This is a genomic window from Weissella sagaensis, from assembly GCF_010306265.1.
GTDB classification, from domain to species: domain Bacteria; phylum Bacillota; class Bacilli; order Lactobacillales; family Lactobacillaceae; genus Weissella; species Weissella sagaensis.
The window spans coordinates 54,217-71,645 of record NZ_BLKA01000006.1 but is presented as its reverse complement, the minus strand read 5'-3'; the positions used below and the strand labels follow the sequence as shown (position 1 = coordinate 71,645).

The 17,429-nt window shown below is 34.8% G+C and carries 14 protein-coding genes; all 14 read right to left on the bottom strand.

The window, feature by feature from the left end:
- Positions 1 to 80: 80 nt before the first annotated feature.
- Entirely contained in the window at positions 81 to 884 is an 804-nt protein-coding gene (gene map / locus G7Y65_RS07170) for a type I methionyl aminopeptidase (protein WP_042492592.1), read from the bottom strand.
- Positions 885 to 903: 19 nt separating this feature from the next.
- A complete protein-coding gene (locus tag G7Y65_RS07165; protein ID WP_042492590.1) occupies positions 904 to 1,539 on the bottom strand; it encodes a Rossmann-fold NAD(P)-binding domain-containing protein in 636 nt (211 codons plus the stop codon).
- 53 nt (positions 1,540 to 1,592) lie between these two features.
- Complete coding sequence (locus G7Y65_RS07160) at positions 1,593 to 2,753, bottom strand: GGDEF domain-containing protein (protein ID WP_042492588.1); 1,161 nt, start codon at positions 2,751 to 2,753, stop codon at positions 1,593 to 1,595.
- Between the two features lie 8 nt (positions 2,754 to 2,761).
- The gene (locus tag G7Y65_RS07155; protein WP_137600774.1) at positions 2,762 to 3,451 is read right to left on the bottom strand and encodes an EAL domain-containing protein; all 690 of its coding nucleotides are present in this window, start codon (positions 3,449 to 3,451) and stop codon (positions 2,762 to 2,764) included.
- A 3-nt stretch (positions 3,452 to 3,454) separates the two neighbouring features.
- Positions 3,455 to 5,326, bottom strand: coding sequence for a hypothetical protein (locus tag G7Y65_RS07150; RefSeq protein WP_052348386.1), 1,872 nt, complete (start codon positions 5,324 to 5,326; stop codon positions 3,455 to 3,457).
- 3 nt (positions 5,327 to 5,329) lie between these two features.
- A complete protein-coding gene (locus tag G7Y65_RS07145) occupies positions 5,330 to 7,294 on the bottom strand; it encodes a glycosyltransferase family 2 protein (RefSeq protein WP_165314758.1) in 1,965 nt (654 codons plus the stop codon).
- Positions 7,284 to 8,369 (bottom strand): bifunctional glycosyltransferase family 2/GtrA family protein, encoded by a 1,086-nt coding sequence (locus tag G7Y65_RS07140; protein WP_150189656.1) that lies wholly within the window; start codon positions 8,367 to 8,369, stop codon positions 7,284 to 7,286. The genes G7Y65_RS07145 and G7Y65_RS07140 overlap by 11 nt, the downstream gene beginning before the upstream one ends.
- A 542-nt stretch (positions 8,370 to 8,911) precedes the next feature.
- Positions 8,912 to 10,543, bottom strand: a complete 1,632-nt coding sequence (locus tag G7Y65_RS07135) for a peptide ABC transporter substrate-binding protein (RefSeq protein ID WP_042492584.1) — start codon at positions 10,541 to 10,543, stop codon at positions 8,912 to 8,914.
- 174 nt (positions 10,544 to 10,717) lie between these two features.
- Positions 10,718 to 11,515: an alpha/beta fold hydrolase gene (locus tag G7Y65_RS07130; RefSeq protein ID WP_042492581.1), complete on the bottom strand. Its 798-nt coding sequence runs from the start codon at positions 11,513 to 11,515 to the stop codon at positions 10,718 to 10,720.
- 34 nt (positions 11,516 to 11,549) lie between these two features.
- Positions 11,550 to 12,956 carry a dihydrolipoyl dehydrogenase gene (gene lpdA, locus G7Y65_RS07125; RefSeq protein ID WP_042492580.1) on the bottom strand — a complete coding sequence of 469 codons (1,407 nt, stop codon included), beginning with the start codon at positions 12,954 to 12,956 and terminating at the stop codon, positions 11,550 to 11,552.
- A 2-nt stretch (positions 12,957 to 12,958) separates the two neighbouring features.
- The gene (locus tag G7Y65_RS07120; RefSeq protein ID WP_137600772.1) at positions 12,959 to 14,260 is read right to left on the bottom strand and encodes a 2-oxo acid dehydrogenase subunit E2; all 1,302 of its coding nucleotides are present in this window, start codon (positions 14,258 to 14,260) and stop codon (positions 12,959 to 12,961) included.
- Positions 14,253 to 15,233, bottom strand: a complete 981-nt coding sequence (locus tag G7Y65_RS07115; protein ID WP_042492575.1) for an alpha-ketoacid dehydrogenase subunit beta — start codon at positions 15,231 to 15,233, stop codon at positions 14,253 to 14,255. Before G7Y65_RS07115 ends, G7Y65_RS07120 begins: the two co-directional genes overlap by 8 nt.
- A gap of 2 nt (positions 15,234 to 15,235) precedes the next feature.
- A complete protein-coding gene (locus G7Y65_RS07110; RefSeq protein ID WP_141926819.1) occupies positions 15,236 to 16,372 on the bottom strand; it encodes a thiamine pyrophosphate-dependent dehydrogenase E1 component subunit alpha in 1,137 nt (378 codons plus the stop codon).
- Between the two features lie 15 nt (positions 16,373 to 16,387).
- Positions 16,388 to 17,386, bottom strand: a complete 999-nt coding sequence (gene lplA / locus G7Y65_RS07105) for a lipoate--protein ligase (RefSeq protein WP_042492571.1) — start codon at positions 17,384 to 17,386, stop codon at positions 16,388 to 16,390.
- Between the last annotated feature and the right edge of the window lie 43 nt (positions 17,387 to 17,429).

The window sequence follows — 17,429 nt, the reverse complement described above, 5'->3', positions numbered from 1 at the left end:
TCATATTATAACAAACTTTTTTATTGAATTTTTTTGAATAAAAAATAGACTGGCAGCCGGCTGCCAGTCTATCAAAAATATTAATCTTGCCACAAATATTTAGCATCCATAATCGGATCTTGTGACGTCAAAATCTTTGGTCCATCATTCGTAATTGCTAACGTATGTTCGTATTGAGCTGATAAACTATCATCAGCTGAAACATAGTATTCCCAACCCGTTTCCGGAACAACTTCAGTTCTAATTTCCCAATCACCACCAGCATTTACCATTGGCTCAATGGTAATTACCATACCAGCTTTTAAACGCAATCCTTTATGGGGAACACCATAATGAAAGACATTAGGCTCTTCGTGCATAGTGGGGCCAATCCCATGACCAATCAAATCACGGACATCACCCATATGATTTTTATTTTCAACAAAATCTTGAATAGCAAACCCAATATCACCTAAGCGATTACCAACTTGAGCTTGATCAATACCCAAATACAAAGCTTTAAGTGTCACATCCATTAAATGGTCAATTTCTGGTGTACTTTCACCAACAACATATGTCCAGGCTGAATCACTTTCATAACCATGCCAATTCACACAAAAGTCAACGGTAACAATGTCATGATTTTTTAGTTTCAAGCCTTTACGTGGCGTTGCATGCGCTACTTCATTATTGATACTAATACATGTTGCATATTTATAACCTTCAAATCCCTTCTCTGAAGGGGTCGCATCATGGTCCAAAATGTATTGATTGACAATTTCTTCAATCTCCCAAGTATCCATGCCAACATGAATTTTATCACGTAATGCTAGATGAGCACCTGCTAAAATCTGACCAGAATGAGCCATTCCTGATATTTCCCTATTGGATTTTAAAGTAATCAATATATTTCTCCTTGAGTAATTATCTTATAATTTTGGTTAACGGACTTGATTGACCAGCCGCTATTTTAACAATTTCTTGACTAAAAACACTTCTTTTAACTGGTCGATACTTTTTTAAAAAGGGTATTTTAAAGCCATTGATGGCAATATTTAACAATATACCCGGTATAAAATTACCCAATCGTTGTAAGTCGTAAACCATTCCTGGATAAACTGCTATAAATCGATTATCTAACTTTTTTTGACCATAATCAATCACTTCTTGCTTTGCTTTTAAGTAATCATCTAATAATCGTGGTGCATTATTAGCAGCAATAAAAATAAATTTTGTTTTGTCCGTTTTTACCTGTAATTGATCAATTACTTTTTTAGCAGGCTCAATACTATTTTTTTCATAAGACGTTTGTTTACGTTTACTAGGTATTAAAATTCCCACACAATCAATGACTATATCTGAAGTAGTGACGACGGATTGCCAATTACCATCATGACTAAAATCAACTGCTAAATAGGAAACTGGCATAACTAAATTCTGCTTATTCCCCATTCCTGAACGAGACAGACTAATTAATTCATGATTATATTTACTATTAACGAAACCAGCTAAAATTCCCTGTCCCAGATAACCAGTGCCACCCATGATTGTTATTTTCATAAGCAAATTCTCCTTTATAGTAATAACTTAACGCTAATGAAAGAAAACATCAATTATTCATTGATGTTTTCACCTTCATAATTAATTAAATTTTTATCCGTATTTTTAGCAATATAGAGATAACTGTCAACTCGCTTATACAGTGTTTGTTTGTCTTGATCCGTTTGACTACACTTTGCAATACCTATCGATAGTGTTATTTTGATTGGTTTATCATTAGTATTTATTAAATCTAATTGATTAATGCTATCCCTGATTTTACTAACGGTATGTATAACTTTTTGCTTGTTTAATCCTGAAAATAAGAGTGCAAATTCCTCACCACCCACTCTAAAAAAATTTTCGTCTAACTGTAGTACATCTAGTTCATCTATTACAGTTTGCGATACGATTCTTAAAGCAGAATCTCCCATTGAATGTCCATATTCATCATTAATTTGCTTAAATCGATCAATATCAAATAAAACCAAATGATTATTAGTTTTATCATTATTATTAAATAATTTTGTTAGTTCACGTTCAAATATCGTTCTATCACCTATACCCGTTAAAAAATCCTGTGCAATTTCACGTAGCTTTATTTGTAGTTGCTTATTAATTCCCTTATCCATAAATATAATAACTATGATGTAGACAATAGATAATAGAACCTGTCCAATGTACATTTTTAAAGTTAAATTTGTATCAACCAAAAATATACTCCACCATCCCATACTATATATAATAATAAATTTAAAAGACGTTAGTTGCCATTTAACCACCATGATCTCATAATCAAAGCGAAAATAATTAATAATAAGTAGCGTGTAAGTGCCCAAAATTGAAATTAATAACAAAAATTGTTCATGTCCATTAGAAGCAGTCGGTATATTACCATATACACAACTTAAAAAAATAAGCATCACTAACAAATTATTTAAATTGATAAACCATTTTTTCCTTAATAAAGATGAAAAATAAAAGAACATAGCTACGCCAACACTAATACTGGTTAATTTATCAAAAATAGTGTCACGTTGTAAAAACGTAACCGTCACAATAAGCATTGCTAAGCACGGATTTAGTATTCTGAAGGCCATGACTGTTTTCATTAAAAATCGTGAATATTTAGATGTTGCAAACCATGGCCTTAAAATAAAATCAATTGCTACTGTAGCTAAAATAATAAATAACGCATTACATTGTGTAATCAACACATCAAATATATCTGTCATAGATTCCCCTATAATTTTGCAGGTTTTGCAAATAAAAATCCTTGTTGTTGGTGCACATTCATTGTTAATAACCAATATGAAATCATTTCTTCTTCCACACCTTCAACGACCAATGAAATACCTTTTTCACAAGTTAAACTTCTAAGCAGCTTAATTATCCAATAGATTTGTTGCTGATTTAAATAATGACCACCATTAGTAAATGACCATTTTATTCGTGAAATATAAGGCCTTACTAGCATAAAATTACCAAGTGAATTATTACCTTGCATAATGTCATCTAAAGCAATTTTATAGCCTAAATCATGTATTTTTTTGAACATGCTAACATTAATATTATCTGAATACTCTGTATACTTTTTATTTGGCGCTTGTTCTGTTATTTCAATCATCATGCGAGCACGCATATTAGTATTAATCGACTTTAAATAGGTTAACAATACTGGAAACTCTAATTCTTGTTGAGTAAAATTTAAACTAAATTGACAGGTTGGGTACTTATCCCACAAATACATCAATTCATTGTTTAAATCTTTTAAATATGCTTGATATTGTTTAAGTGACGAATTTAATAAATTGTGAAATTCTTGTTCTGGAAAGCCAACCTTATTAGTAGCACGTAACAATAACTCTACTTCACGTACTTCACGTGACTTAGCATCAATTATTTGTTGACCCACAAAATAAAAATCACCCATTTTTTATTCATTTACCTCATTCATATATTTTTTAGCAGAAACAATTTGTAAGTTATCTGGATTTGACTTATATATACCTGCACCTATTTTTTGATGATACGCTCTTTTAGCCAATAGCGAAAATGTTTGGTGTTTTTCTGGTATCACAATATAATCATACTGTGATACTAAGTCTTTAAATTTACTAGTTGACATATCAAAAGCTTCACGACCGATAACTTGATCATTAAACATGTAATAGCGTCCTACAAATTGTGTATAACTATTAGCAACATCAGATGCATTAACGTCAACTAACAATATTTTTTTATGATTAAATTTAATTTGGTTTGGCAACATTTCATGAAGCTTAACTGGCAATGCTTGACGCGATTCACGCGCATTAAAATTAATACCATTAATTTCTGACAACATTAAAACACTTGCTATTAATATCAAAATAAAGGTAGTTTCTTGATATAATTGTTTCGTTCTCAGAGATGCAAAATTCTTAGCATCTCTTAATAAGATATCTGGTTGGAACGAGGCTAAATCGCAATCATTTAGTATAACTAATCCTGCTGTCGTAATACTGAATACAATGATTGTTGATAAATATCGGTCAATACCTGCTAAAGTGATCGCTTCATTATATGGCATTGACACCAAAAACATCACTAAAACACCAATAATATAAAGTAAAATAATACCATTTGTAATGAACAACATTTTAAAACTAAAACTTTTCTTATGTAATAAGAAACGTATAATTCCCCATGTTACTAATAACGCAACATTGATTAACAAAAATCCTTTAAAAAATAACGTATCAACATTGAACAAATATGCCACAATTTTTTTAATAATTAGTAATTTAGTATTCTGTGATTCATGACTTACTTGATTTTCATATGCTTGTAAATTTAAAGCATGTTTAGATGCTGCTGTAAATACATGTGCCACATGTAAACGCCAATACATCCATCCTAAAAAGCTCAGTAAGATTGTCACAATAATATGACAAATCACTGTAAATATCGTTTTTATTTTATTAACTTTTAGCGACATTTCTTTAAAACGAGTAATTGCAAAATACACTAAAATCAAAATACCAAAGTAAATTGCTGAACTCTTTGTTAACAATAAAAAATTAACAATTAAAATAACGCTCATACTTTGTAATTTTGGTTTCTTTTTTTCACAATATACTGCTACCATACCAGTAGCAGCCAACAAAGCTAGTAAAAAATCGACCAATAAATTGTTCATACGAATAGCAATGTTAAATATATTAAGTAAGCTAATAATTGTAAGTAATGACGCTGTTATAACTGCTCGTTTAGGATCTCTTAAACCACCAAATAAAGCATAAGCGCTTGCCCATATCATCATAAACTGCCCAATCAGCAAAATGCCTTCATGATAACCAACTATTGACGTAATATAAGTTAAAAACATTGCCGTAGCTGGTGGATAATCTGTGAAGGTAACCAAATTTTGGTGTGCATCTGGTAACTGACCAACGAAAGTTAAATATTTAACGATTGTGGCCCAGTGTGAAAAATTATCATAGTGTATCAAAGAACTATGATAAAGAGCAATTATCATTAAAAAGCCAAATATAATAAACCACGCATCAAATACGTGTAATTTAATAGTAGTTTCACGACTACACACATTTTTAATAAAAGTGCTAAGGAATAATAGCATCCCTAATAGAAACGTAAGCCAAATGCCAAATTTTAATTGTCCTATTAAAGCAGCCAAATACACCATCATACTTTGTATAATAATTGCTAATAACCAAGAAAGGTAGCGGTTGCTACCTAAAAACATCGCTAATTGTCGATACCCCCCTGTCGCCAGGCAAAAAAATAATGATGCTAATACAATCATTGTCTATCCATTCCTTTTTGTACTTATTCTATGCCAACTATTTTTAAGATGATAAATCATGTTTATTAACAATGCGTCATAAATTGTCATCCAAGCATCTTGTTTCCAAGGCAATGACATATTTTGCCCATCATAAATGAGACTATAAAATTTATTTTGATTTTCATCAGTCATATTTTCAATGCTTAACCCATATTTATTGTTAGAGTAGGTAACACGTATAATACCTGTAAATTGAATAGACTCGTCATTGTAATACAGCGTCCCCATGACATGGTCGCCTATTCGTAACAACAGCGGGCCGGGTGACTTAAACGATAATCCTCTATCAGAAACATCAATTGTTTCAATTACACTTTCAACTTGATCATTGTTTATGATGATGCCATGAATTTCACGTGCAAAACGTTCAAATTTACGATTAATTTGACGCCCCCATGCCAGATATAAACTAAAAGTTAAGTTAACTAAATGTGTTAATAACCAAAAACTGATGACAGCACCATACATAATTTCTGATCCCCATTTACCATAATTAAATACAATCAAAGCCCAAACATCTAATAACCACAAAATTAAATAAGGTACACCATACAGTAAAGCCCTTGTTGACTGCCCATTATTTTTATCAGTTACTTTAAATTTTGTTTGCTTGATACCAAATGTTTCTAATAAAACAGGTAGCCATAAATAAGGTGCAAAAAACGTTTCTTGAATTTCACCCCACCGTTCACCACGAATGTTCGTATTAGACATCCCCATTACATAATGTAATAAGAAATAACCTGGTGCCCAAAAAAGTAATAATACCCAAAAATTGGCATCAACAACTTGAACATGCCAAATAGCAAATAATATTGGTGCCAAAATAAATAATAATCGGCGCATAAACGACCACCAATAAAGATAAACATTTGTTAAAATCATACGATTAATGAATGGCAATTTACGGTTGAAAAAAATATGAATATTACGCGCACTTTGTGTAACACCACGTGCCCAACGAATACGTTGCTTAATGACACTTTTCACATCCATTGGTGTAATACCACTTGATTCAGGAATTTCAGTCGCCATACTCGTATAGTTGGCCATATTAATTCGTACACCTAATTCAAAATCTTCAGTTAACGTTTTTTCAGGAAAACCACCTGCATCATTAATTGCATCTCGAGAAAAAACGGCGTTAGATCCGGTAAATATTGCTGCGCCATTTGAACCATTTAAGACATTAATATCACGTGAAAAGAAATCTTGTTCATTAGTCGCTGTTTTTTCTGAGAATAAATTGTATTGAAAAATATCAGCATTATAAAAGCTTTGTGGCGTTTGTAAAAAACCTAATTTTTTAATATTTTCATCTTCTTGTTGTTCGTAGTCATTTTTAATAAAATAAGGAATTGAGTGTAACAAAAACGTTTTAAGAGGTATCATATCTGCATCAAAAACAGCTACCAAAGGTGCTGATAGTTGCTGTAGAGCATGATTAATATTGCCAGCTTTGGCAGCATTATTTTTCTCAGGCATATCAATGTATTTCACATGATAGTCCATTGCTAACTTTTCTACAGCCAAACGGTTGCCATCATCAGCAATGACAATATTTACCTTTTGCTCATATCCTGGTGTCATATTAGCAGCAGCATTAACCGTTTTTTGTAATAATGAAATTTCTTCATCATGTGTGACAATAATGACATCAATATCAGGCCACTTGGTATACTGACTAATTTCTGGCAACGCTAACTCGTTATTATGTTTTTTATTAAAACGTAGTCTTAAAAATATTAAAATAAATGCTGTGAAATTTGATATTATTTCACTTACCAATAACGCAATCGCAAAAACAAATGCAAATTCATGGTGTTGATAGCTAGGTATTGTAAAAAAGATTCGCCAAATTAAATATATTATCGTTAAAACAACAGCTAAGATAGATAACACTTTTTTATATAATTTAAGCTGCATTTGATCGCACCACTTTTTTAAACACAATATGCTTTTGAATTTGGTAACTAATTAAGAATAAAAAGCTATCAACAATAATCTTAATTAAAGTAATCCAACCAGTTTCATACATTTGTCTTGCTAAGTGAGTCAATAGTGTTGTTAATAATCCTGAAATTAACATTTGACTTAACATTAAAACAACATATTTAATTAATGGTTGTGAATTGCTAGTTGAAAAAACAAATTTTTTATTCATTATATAATTAAATATAGCTGAACAAAGTCGTGCAATTATTGTTGCCAATAAGATTGCATTACCTGACTTCCCAACCATTAAGTAAATAAAAATATAAAAACAAACTATATCAATCAAAAAAGACCCCATGCCACTAAAAGCAAATTTGAAAAAACGACTATAAATTGATAACGAATCAGCAATCACTCTAAAATGAGAAGTCGCATTATTATCTAAATAAACAGTTTGAATGGGGACTTCCCGAATATTAATACCTGCTTTTTTAGTTGCTAATAGCATATCAAATTCAAATTCATATCTATTTGAAGAAAATGTTATTAATTGTTTAATATATTTGATTGGGACAATTCTCAGACCAGTTTGTGTATCACTAACTTTAATTCCGGTTAATAGATTCACTAATTGATTAGTGACAATGTTGCCAACCTTACTGCGTAATGGTACATCTTTACCAAAATTACGACTGCCAATAATTAAATCATTCATATGCTTCATAAAATGATGTTCAAGTTTCTTTAAATCAACCACTTTATGTTGACCATCTGAATCAATTGTGGCAACCCCTTTTATATTTGTCTTGTTAGTTAGTATAAAATTAAAACCAGTTTTTAATGCTTGTCCTTTACCACGATTTTTTTCATGAGTTAATATTTTAACTTTAGAATAATTTTGCTGTATTTTTGAAAAAATTAAATCATCTTCTGAACCATCGTTAATGATTATGATATCTTGGTTAAATCCTTTTTGTTGGTGAATTTCAAATAATAATTTCAATAACTTTTCATCAGGATTAAAAGCTGGAATCAATATTGCAATATCACATAATTTGTTATTCATCTAATCACATCTCACATATCTTATTTGTCCTACGAATTTAAAAGTGTACATACTTTCAATACGGGCGTCAACTAGCGCCATATCAACATTTGTAATTGAATACGTTTACAATTATAAATAATCAATGTCAACTAATTTAACACAATGCGTTACAACAGTAATTAGTCACCTTATGTGTTTTTTTTAATGTATATTTGTATATAACAATATAAAATATTCATTAACTTAAGATTAATATAAGGTATACCTGTTATTAAATAACAAATATATTTGACATTATTTGGCTACAAATTATATATAATAATAAAATTATTTATGTATCGAAATCGAAAAGCACTAATAATTAATTTATTAAGATCTATCAAACACCGTTAAATAGTTTATTTTAATAAGTAACATAATCCACTATCTAATTTCATTTATAGACGTTGCTTATTATCGTAGTGTTAAACTTTAATCACAAAAATGCCCCGAAAGTTAATTTTTTCTTTCGGGGCACACCTCATATATTACTACTAGTGTTCTTAGTTATTAATTTTATATTACTTTTTAACTGCATATTTGAAATTAAATGGTGCCCCTGTTGGGTTAGCAATTACACCCTTAACCTTTGGATTCAACAATGATGCTGTTGAACGGTAGTATAGCGGTGCCACACCGGCTTCCTTTTCCAAAATTTGCTCAGCCTTTTTAAAGTCATCATATTGTGCCTTCTTGTCGTTAGCATTCTTACCTTCAGCATTTTCTAACGTAGCATCGTAATCAGCATTTTGCCACTTACCATAATTATATGACGCATCAGACTTATACAAATCTAAGAACGATGAAGCATCCGGGTAATCAGCTAACCAACCAAAGTTTAGCATTTGGAAATCACCATCTGTACTCAACTTCAAACGTTGCTTCTTTGGAACTGTTTTAATTGAAACATCCATTCCCTTTAGGTTTTGTTCTAATTGTTCTTGTAAGAATTGTGCGACACGCTTTGATGTATCATCATCATCAGTCAGTAATTGTACTGACAAATCAGACTTACCTTCTTCTTTCAATCCTTCTTTAAATAAGTTCGCAGCTTTCTTCTTATCAAACTTTATTGCGCCCTTCACTTCAGCATCAGTTGCAAAATCCTTATTATTATTTGGATTCTTTACCAACCCCTTTGGTGTATAAGTTGTTGCCGGAATAGCTGAACCCGTAACAATTTTATCTGACAATGTTTGACGATTAATTGCATAAGAAATTGCTTGACGAATCTTTGTATTTTTAAATTCTGGTACTTTTTCTTGATTCATTTGCAAAGCTTGTGTTGCACCAGTCTTAATTTCTTTGTATCCTGATTTGTTCTTCGAGGCCTTAACTTGATCAGGAGAAAGTGGCGTGAAATCTAATTTCTTACCTTGATACAAATTATAACCTGTGTTTTGATCCTTAATGGTCTGCACAGCAATTTTATTTGTTTTAACTTTCTTAGCGTCAAAGTATTTATCATTCTTCACGTATGAGTACTTGTTATTTGATCCAGACCATCCCTTTAATTTATAAGGACCTGCTGACAAGTAAGTTTTAGCAGACGTACCATATTTACTTCCCTGCTCTTTCACAAATTTCTCATTTTGTGGAAAGAAAACTGGCATTGTAATTTCTTGTAAGAAATATGAAGAAGGTGATTCTAACGTTACCTTCAATGTATGATCATCTACTGCTTCAATTCCTAAATCTGTTGGTTGTTTATCACCATCTTGAATTGCTTGCGCATTTTTTACACTATCAAGCAAATAAGCATATTCTGATGCAGTCTTAGGATCAATTGATCGTTGCCATCCATAAACAAAATCCTTAGCTGTTAACGCCTCACCATTTTCCCATTTCAAACCTGAACGTAAATGGAAAGTATAAGTTAAACCATCTGATGATTTTTCATAACTTTTAGCTGCTTCATTTTCTAATTTATTGCCTTTGCCAAATTGAACCAATGGTAAGCCTGTTGCGCCAATAGCATCAGCTGATACCGTATCCGTTGATTTTGCTGGATCCATGGTTGGTAATGCTGCTACCTCAGACCAATTGATTGTCTTGCCTGTTGTCGCTGCTGAGGCAGTGATTGCAGGTAACGCAACACTACCAATCATTGTAACCGACGCCGCTAATGCCGTAATTTTCCCAATATTTCTCATAGTTTTCACCTTCTACATCCTATCTCTGTTAATTGTTTCATTATATTACCATATATCGTTCATTTAGTCTAATTGTTTTTTAATCTTATTTTTAGAAAACAAAAAAAGCCAAAGTAATAAACTTTGGCTTTTATATGGTATTAAGTTATTAAATCAATATTTTAATGAAATTTATCACTGGTTTTTTGTAATAAATTTGATAACAATACGATTAAATTCATTGTAAAACTCTAAGTGTGGAATGTGACCGGAGCCATCAAAAATATGAACAGCAGAATTTTCAACTTGTTGTAATTCACGGGCAGCTTGCGTATGTGTTACTGGATATAAAGGCGAAGCTGAACCAGCTAAAAACAAATGTGGTATACGTTCATTCGCAACAACGTCTCGCCAGTCCTGAACAATACCATCAACCATTAATGGTCGATTCTTTTTGAAATTAAATGGCACATAACCAGCTGAAACTTGTTGTTTCAATTCTTTATCGATGGTTTGGCGTATTAACTTCGTTTTGGGAAAATCATCAGCAATTCGACTAATTTCTTTAAATGAAGAATCAGCAATACCATACTGCCAACCATCTTCATTTAACATTTTAGGCGTCTGATCTTCAGTTACCAAAGCTTTAACATGCTGGTCACCAAACAAAGAAATATACTGACTAGCCACCATTGCTCCCATTGAGTGACCAACTAAGCTAAAATCTTCAACATGTAGATATTCCAACAGATTTTGTAAATCCATCGCTAACCGTGAAATGCGTAAACCTTTGTCCGTTTGCTCACTTTGACCATGATTACGATATTCAAAACGTAAAATACGAAAACCAGCTTGTTTAAAATCATCAACTTGTGCCGTCCAAGTCGTAATCATACTTGTATAACCACCTAGCAGTACAACTACCGGTTGATCGTAATTACCATCAAATTGGTAATGTAATCGCACACCGTCATTTGTTTTAAAGAAAGACATTGCTTACCCACCTCAATTTAGTTATTTCTATCCATTATACATGAATACCCAAACCATCCGCTACTTCGGCTGCATCCATAATTGCTTCACCCAAAGTTGGATGTGGATGGATAGTCAAAGAAATATCTTCTGAAGTTAAGCCATTCTCAATTGCCAATGAAAGCTCAGAAATCAAATCTGAAGCCGATGGACCGACAATTTGAGCTCCTAGCATTGCATTACTCTCTTTATCGGTAATCAAGCGAATAAAGCCGACACCTGCATCCATAGCTAATGCACGTCCATTACCTGCAAATGGGAACTTGCTAATCTTAGCATTCAAGCCCTTTTCTTTAACAGAATCTGGCGTTTCCCCTGTCGTAGCAAGTTCATACTGTGTATAAGCAACTGCTGGTAATGAGTAGTGCAAATCACGTGCATTTGCAGCGCCACTAATAGCTGCTGCTGCCACCTTACCTTCAAAACTTGCTTTGTGAGCCAATGCTGGACCAGCAACAATGTCACCAATTGCGTAAATGTGAGATACACTCGTCTTCATTTGGTCATTTACTTCAATCAAACCATGATCACCAACTTTAATATCAGTGTTGTTTAATCCAAGTGTATCGGAATTAGCTTTACGTCCAACTGATACCAAAAGATAATCACCGGTAACCGTTTGTTCCTTACCATCAACTTCATAAGTCAATGTGACTTCTTTATCAGTTTGAGTAGCACCCTTAGCCATTGCTGACGTGATGATTTCACCGCCGTGTTGCTTGAAGTCATTCAACACTGGTTTTGTCATTTCTTTATCAAAACCATTCAATGTGTGATCAAGACCTTCAACAATTGTGACCTTTGATCCTAAGTTGGCATATGCACCACCTAATTCAGAACCAATAACACCACCGCCGACAACAATTAGACGCTCAGGTACTTCTGGCAAGCTCAAGACACCAGTCGAATCAACAATACGACCACCAAACTTTAAGCTTGGAATCTTAACAGGTCGTGAACCAGCAGCCACAATTGCATTTTCAAAGCGCAACAATTGGTGACCATCTTCTTGTACAACGTTTAAAGTTTCGTTATCAGTAAATGTGGCCTCACCTTTAATCACTTGAATATGGTGCTTTTTCAAAAGCATCGCAACACCGCCCGTAAGTTGTTCAACAACTTTGTGTTGTTTCCAATCTTGTGCTTTTTCCCAGTCTAACTTACCTGTTAATGATAAACCAAATGGATTTTCTTCTTGTGATTCACGATAATGATGGCCAACATTAATCAATGCCTTTGATGGAATACATCCAATATTTAAACATACACCGCCAATATTATCACGCTCAATAATGGTAACATCTTGACCTAGTTCAGCTGCTCGAATTGCGGCGACATAGCCACCAGGGCCTGAACCAATAACTACTGTACCAACGTCTGTTGCTTCTGCACCAACAACCATTTTTATACCTCCATCAACATAAAGCTTGGATCAGCCAACAATTGCTTAAAGTAATTCATAGATTGTTGACCTAACATCCCGTCGATCAAACGGTGATCATAGCTTAGTGATAACTTCATATTCTGTCCAACTGCCAATTCGCCGTTTTCATCAACAATTGGTTCTTTAAGAATTGATCCGAGCCCTAGAATAGCTGATTCTTTACCATTAATAATTGGTGTGAACCATGTTCCACGAGCTGAACCTAGGTTAGAGATAGTAATTGTTGCACCTTGCATTTGCGCTGGCTTGATAGTACCTTCACGAACAGCTGTTGCTAAGTCGGCAATTTCAGTTGCAATTGCCATAATTGACTTACTCTCAGCATGTGCAATAACTGGTACATATAAACCTGATGGTGCGTTAACGGCAACACCAACATTTACAGTATCATGATAGATAACTTCATTGCTATCCATATCAATTGATGCATTAAGCTCTGGGAACTTCTTACCCATTGCTGCCAATGCCTTAACTGCATATGCCAAGTATGTTAACTTAACGCCCTGTTCCTTAGCAGATTCCTTGAATTGTGAACGGTGTGCAACCAACTTTGATACTTCAACACTATCAAAGTTCGTAACCGTTGGAATCGTAGCATTTTGTACTGACATTGCCTTAGCAATTGCCTTACGAACACCACTCATTGGTTGACGACCAGACTTCATCTCAGCTGGTTCTATCTTTGGAGCTGGTCCAGCCGGAGCAACAGGTGCCTCTGGCTTTGGAGCTTCAGGTGCTGGTGCTGCTGGCTCTTCAACACCTAATTGTGAACCAGTAAAGCCAACAACATCGTTCATTGTAATATGACCATGGCGACCAGTAGCAGGTACTTGGTTCAAATCAATTTGATTTTCAAATGCGTAATGACGTACAGATGGCATTGCCAAAATTTGACCGTTAGTTGCAACAACATTACCTGCAGATGCTGGTTCTACCGGAGCCTCTGGTGCTGCTTCTGGTTCAGCTGGCTTTTCTTCTTCCTTGGCAGCAGGTGCTGACTCTTCACCAGCAGCACTACCAGAACCATCCCCATCAAACTCAATCAAAGGATCACCAACCTCAACAGTTGTGTCTGGTTCAACAAAGAGCTTTGTTACCGTTCCAGCGTATGGTGACAAAATTTCTTGTACTAACTTATCATTTTGTACTTCAGCAACTGAATCATCAACAGCTACCTTATCACCAACTTTGACTAACCAATTAGTGATATCACCTTCGGCCATTCCTTCACCGATGTCCGGCATTTTAAAAATCTCAGTCATAGTTTACAACCTCCTTGGCCTTAGAAACAACATCATCGGCCTTAACCATCCAATCATTTTCAGCTTGTGCAAACGGATAAACTGTATCTGGTGCTGCTACACGTCCAATTGGTGCCTTCAAACTTAGAATAAAACGTTCTGAAATTTCAGACATAACTGTTGATGCAACACCCGCCATACGTTGCGCTTCTTGAACAACTACAACGCGACCAGTCTTCTTAACTGACTCACCAATAGTTTCAATATCAATTGGTGAAACCGTACGCAAATCAATGACTTCAGCTTCAATACCGTCCTTTGCTAGCTCATCAGCTGCTTTTAATGATAATGGAACAGCGCCACCATAAGAAATAATGGTTACGTCAGATCCTTCACGGACAATAGCTGCTTTATCTAATGGTGTTGTGTAATAGCCATCTGCGACTTCGCCCTTCATAGAACGGTAAAGATGTAAGTTTTCCAAGAAGACAACTGGATCATTTGATTCAATTGAGCTTAATAGTAATCCTTTTGCATCAGCGGGGTTAGCTGGCATAACAACACGTAATCCAGGAACTTGTGCAACAAGCCCTTCCAAATTGTCGGCGTGCATTTCTGGTGTTTTGGTTCCACCACCATAAGGTGAACGAACAACAATTGGCATATTACGTGTACCATTAAAACGGTAACGTGCACGTGACATTTGACCAGCAATTGAATCCATTACTTCGAACAAGAAACCAAAGAATTGAATTTCCATAATTGGACGGTAACCTGTTGTTGCCAAACCAATTGCTAATCCACCAATTCCTGATTCTGCTAATGGTGTGTTAAACACACGATCTTCACTATACTTTGCCTGCAGTCCATCAGTTGCACGGAACACACCACCATTTTCACCAACGTCTTCACCAAAAATTAATGTGTCTTCATCTTTTTCTAAAGCTAAATCTAAGGCATCCTGAATTGCTGCAATATATGTTTTATTAGCCATAATTACTTACCCTCGCTCTCGAAGTGCTCAATTTGTTCTTTCATAGCTTGTCCTGGAACTTCCAAAGTGTTCTTTAGGAAGTCAGAAATCTTTTGCTTTTCGATATTATCGGCAATCTTAATTTGCTCATCGATATAACTATCTACTTCAGCAATATAATCTTCTTCTTGCTTATCATCCCAAACACCTTTTTCTGTCATGAACTTACGCATCCGAATCAATGGTTCCTTCTTCCACCACTCAGCAATGTCTTCCTTAGTACGGTAACGTAATGGATCATCACCAGCAGTTGAGTGTGGTTCCAAACGGTTAGTCAATGTCTCAATCAAGACTGGTCCATTACCCGCAACTGCCCAAGCACGTGCTTCCTTAGAAGCTAAGTACATTGCCAAAGGATCGTTTCCATCAACAACTAGACTTGGAATTCCTGAACCCCAACCCTTAGCAGCCAAATGTGGTGCAGCTGTTTGCAAATCACGTGGTGTTGAAATAGCATAACCATTATTTTGAACAAAGAAGACGGCATTTGCCTTATAAGCTGAAGCAAAGTTAACACCTTCGTAGAAATCACCTTGTGATGTTCCACCGTCTCCAGTGTAAGCATATGCGACAGCGTCTTGCTTACGCTTCTTTAATCCCAAAGCAACACCTGCTGCTTCAACATATTGCGCACCGATGATGATTTGTGGCATCCATGAGTTAACTGGCTCACCTTCTTCAGTCGTAAACTCGTTACCCTTAGCGTGTCCACGTGACCAAAGGATAGCCTTCCAAACTGGCCAACCCTTATCAACAATTTCAGGGATATCACGGTATCCTGGGAACAACCAATCTTCCTTACCAAATGCATAAGCTGATGCCATTTGTGAAGCTTCTTGCCCTGCAGTTGGTGCGAAGAACCCAAAACGTCCTTGCTTTGCTAACTTTGTTGAACGAATGTCTAATTGACGACTAAATAACATCCGCTTCATAATTTCAACTAAATCTTCATCTGTTAATTCTGAACGCTTGTAAGCAGCCTTATCCAATAGCTTCCCATCATTATCCAACAACTTTAACGTTGGGAAAAAATCATCTTGTGCTTGCAACTGTCCATCAAAATCCAAAACCTTCTTATTTGCATCTGCGATACTTGCCATGCGTGTAGCCCCTTTCTACTTATCACCGTCTCCAGTAAACAATACCGCTAACTCATTGTTAGTAATACCACCAAAATATTGACCATCTTTATTAGCATCTAAAACTTTCAAGATTGCATCTTGAGAGAAAGTTTGTCCAATAAATTCATCCTTCATTTCACGCCAATCGCGTACGCCTAAGAAATCCCCCGTAAAATCAATATCTTGAATTTTACCTTCCTTAACGTTTGCTTTAACGTCGACGCTACCCCCAGCATATTTTGCATGATTTACAAAATCAAAATCAGGACTCTTACCGTAATTCCACTCCCAAGTTGAAAATCTTTCATTACGCCAACGCTTAATATCAGCGATCTGATCATCAGTTAGAATCAATTCGCCATCCTTACCTTGATTAGATAAGTAATAACGAAGTGCATCCATAAATCCTTCTAAAGTTTGGTTTTCTGGTGCATAATTTTTAATATTACCAACACGTGCACGTACTGACTTGGCTGCTTTGGAAATAAACTTCTCATCAGCAACATTCAATGAACGTACCATTGCATCAACGTCGGTGTCCCACATCAACGTACCATGATGCATTAAATATCCACCAGCATACCGTTGCGCATTTCCTGACACCTTCTTTCCATCAACTTCCAAGTCATTACGACCCGTAATCTTAGCATCAATACCAATTGATTGTAGTGCGTTATACATAGGCTCCACAAATTGCTTGAAATTCACCTGACTACTACTCTCAACTGGTACGAAAAAAGTGAAACAAATATTTCCTAAATCGTGATATACAGCACCACCACCAGACATACGGCGGACAACTTGTATGTCCTCTTTGTCCACATATTCCTGATTCACTTCACCGAACGTATTTTGATTTTGTCCGACAATGACAGCCTTTTTATTCTGCCACAACGTAAAAATTGGTTCATCTGGCTTTAGGTTATATAGTAACCAGCTATCCATCGCAATATTCTGATAGGCATCAGTGCCCAAATAGTTAATGTACCTCACGATTGTTCCCCCCCTTTTCAAAAGAAAGCGCTTACATGCTTTC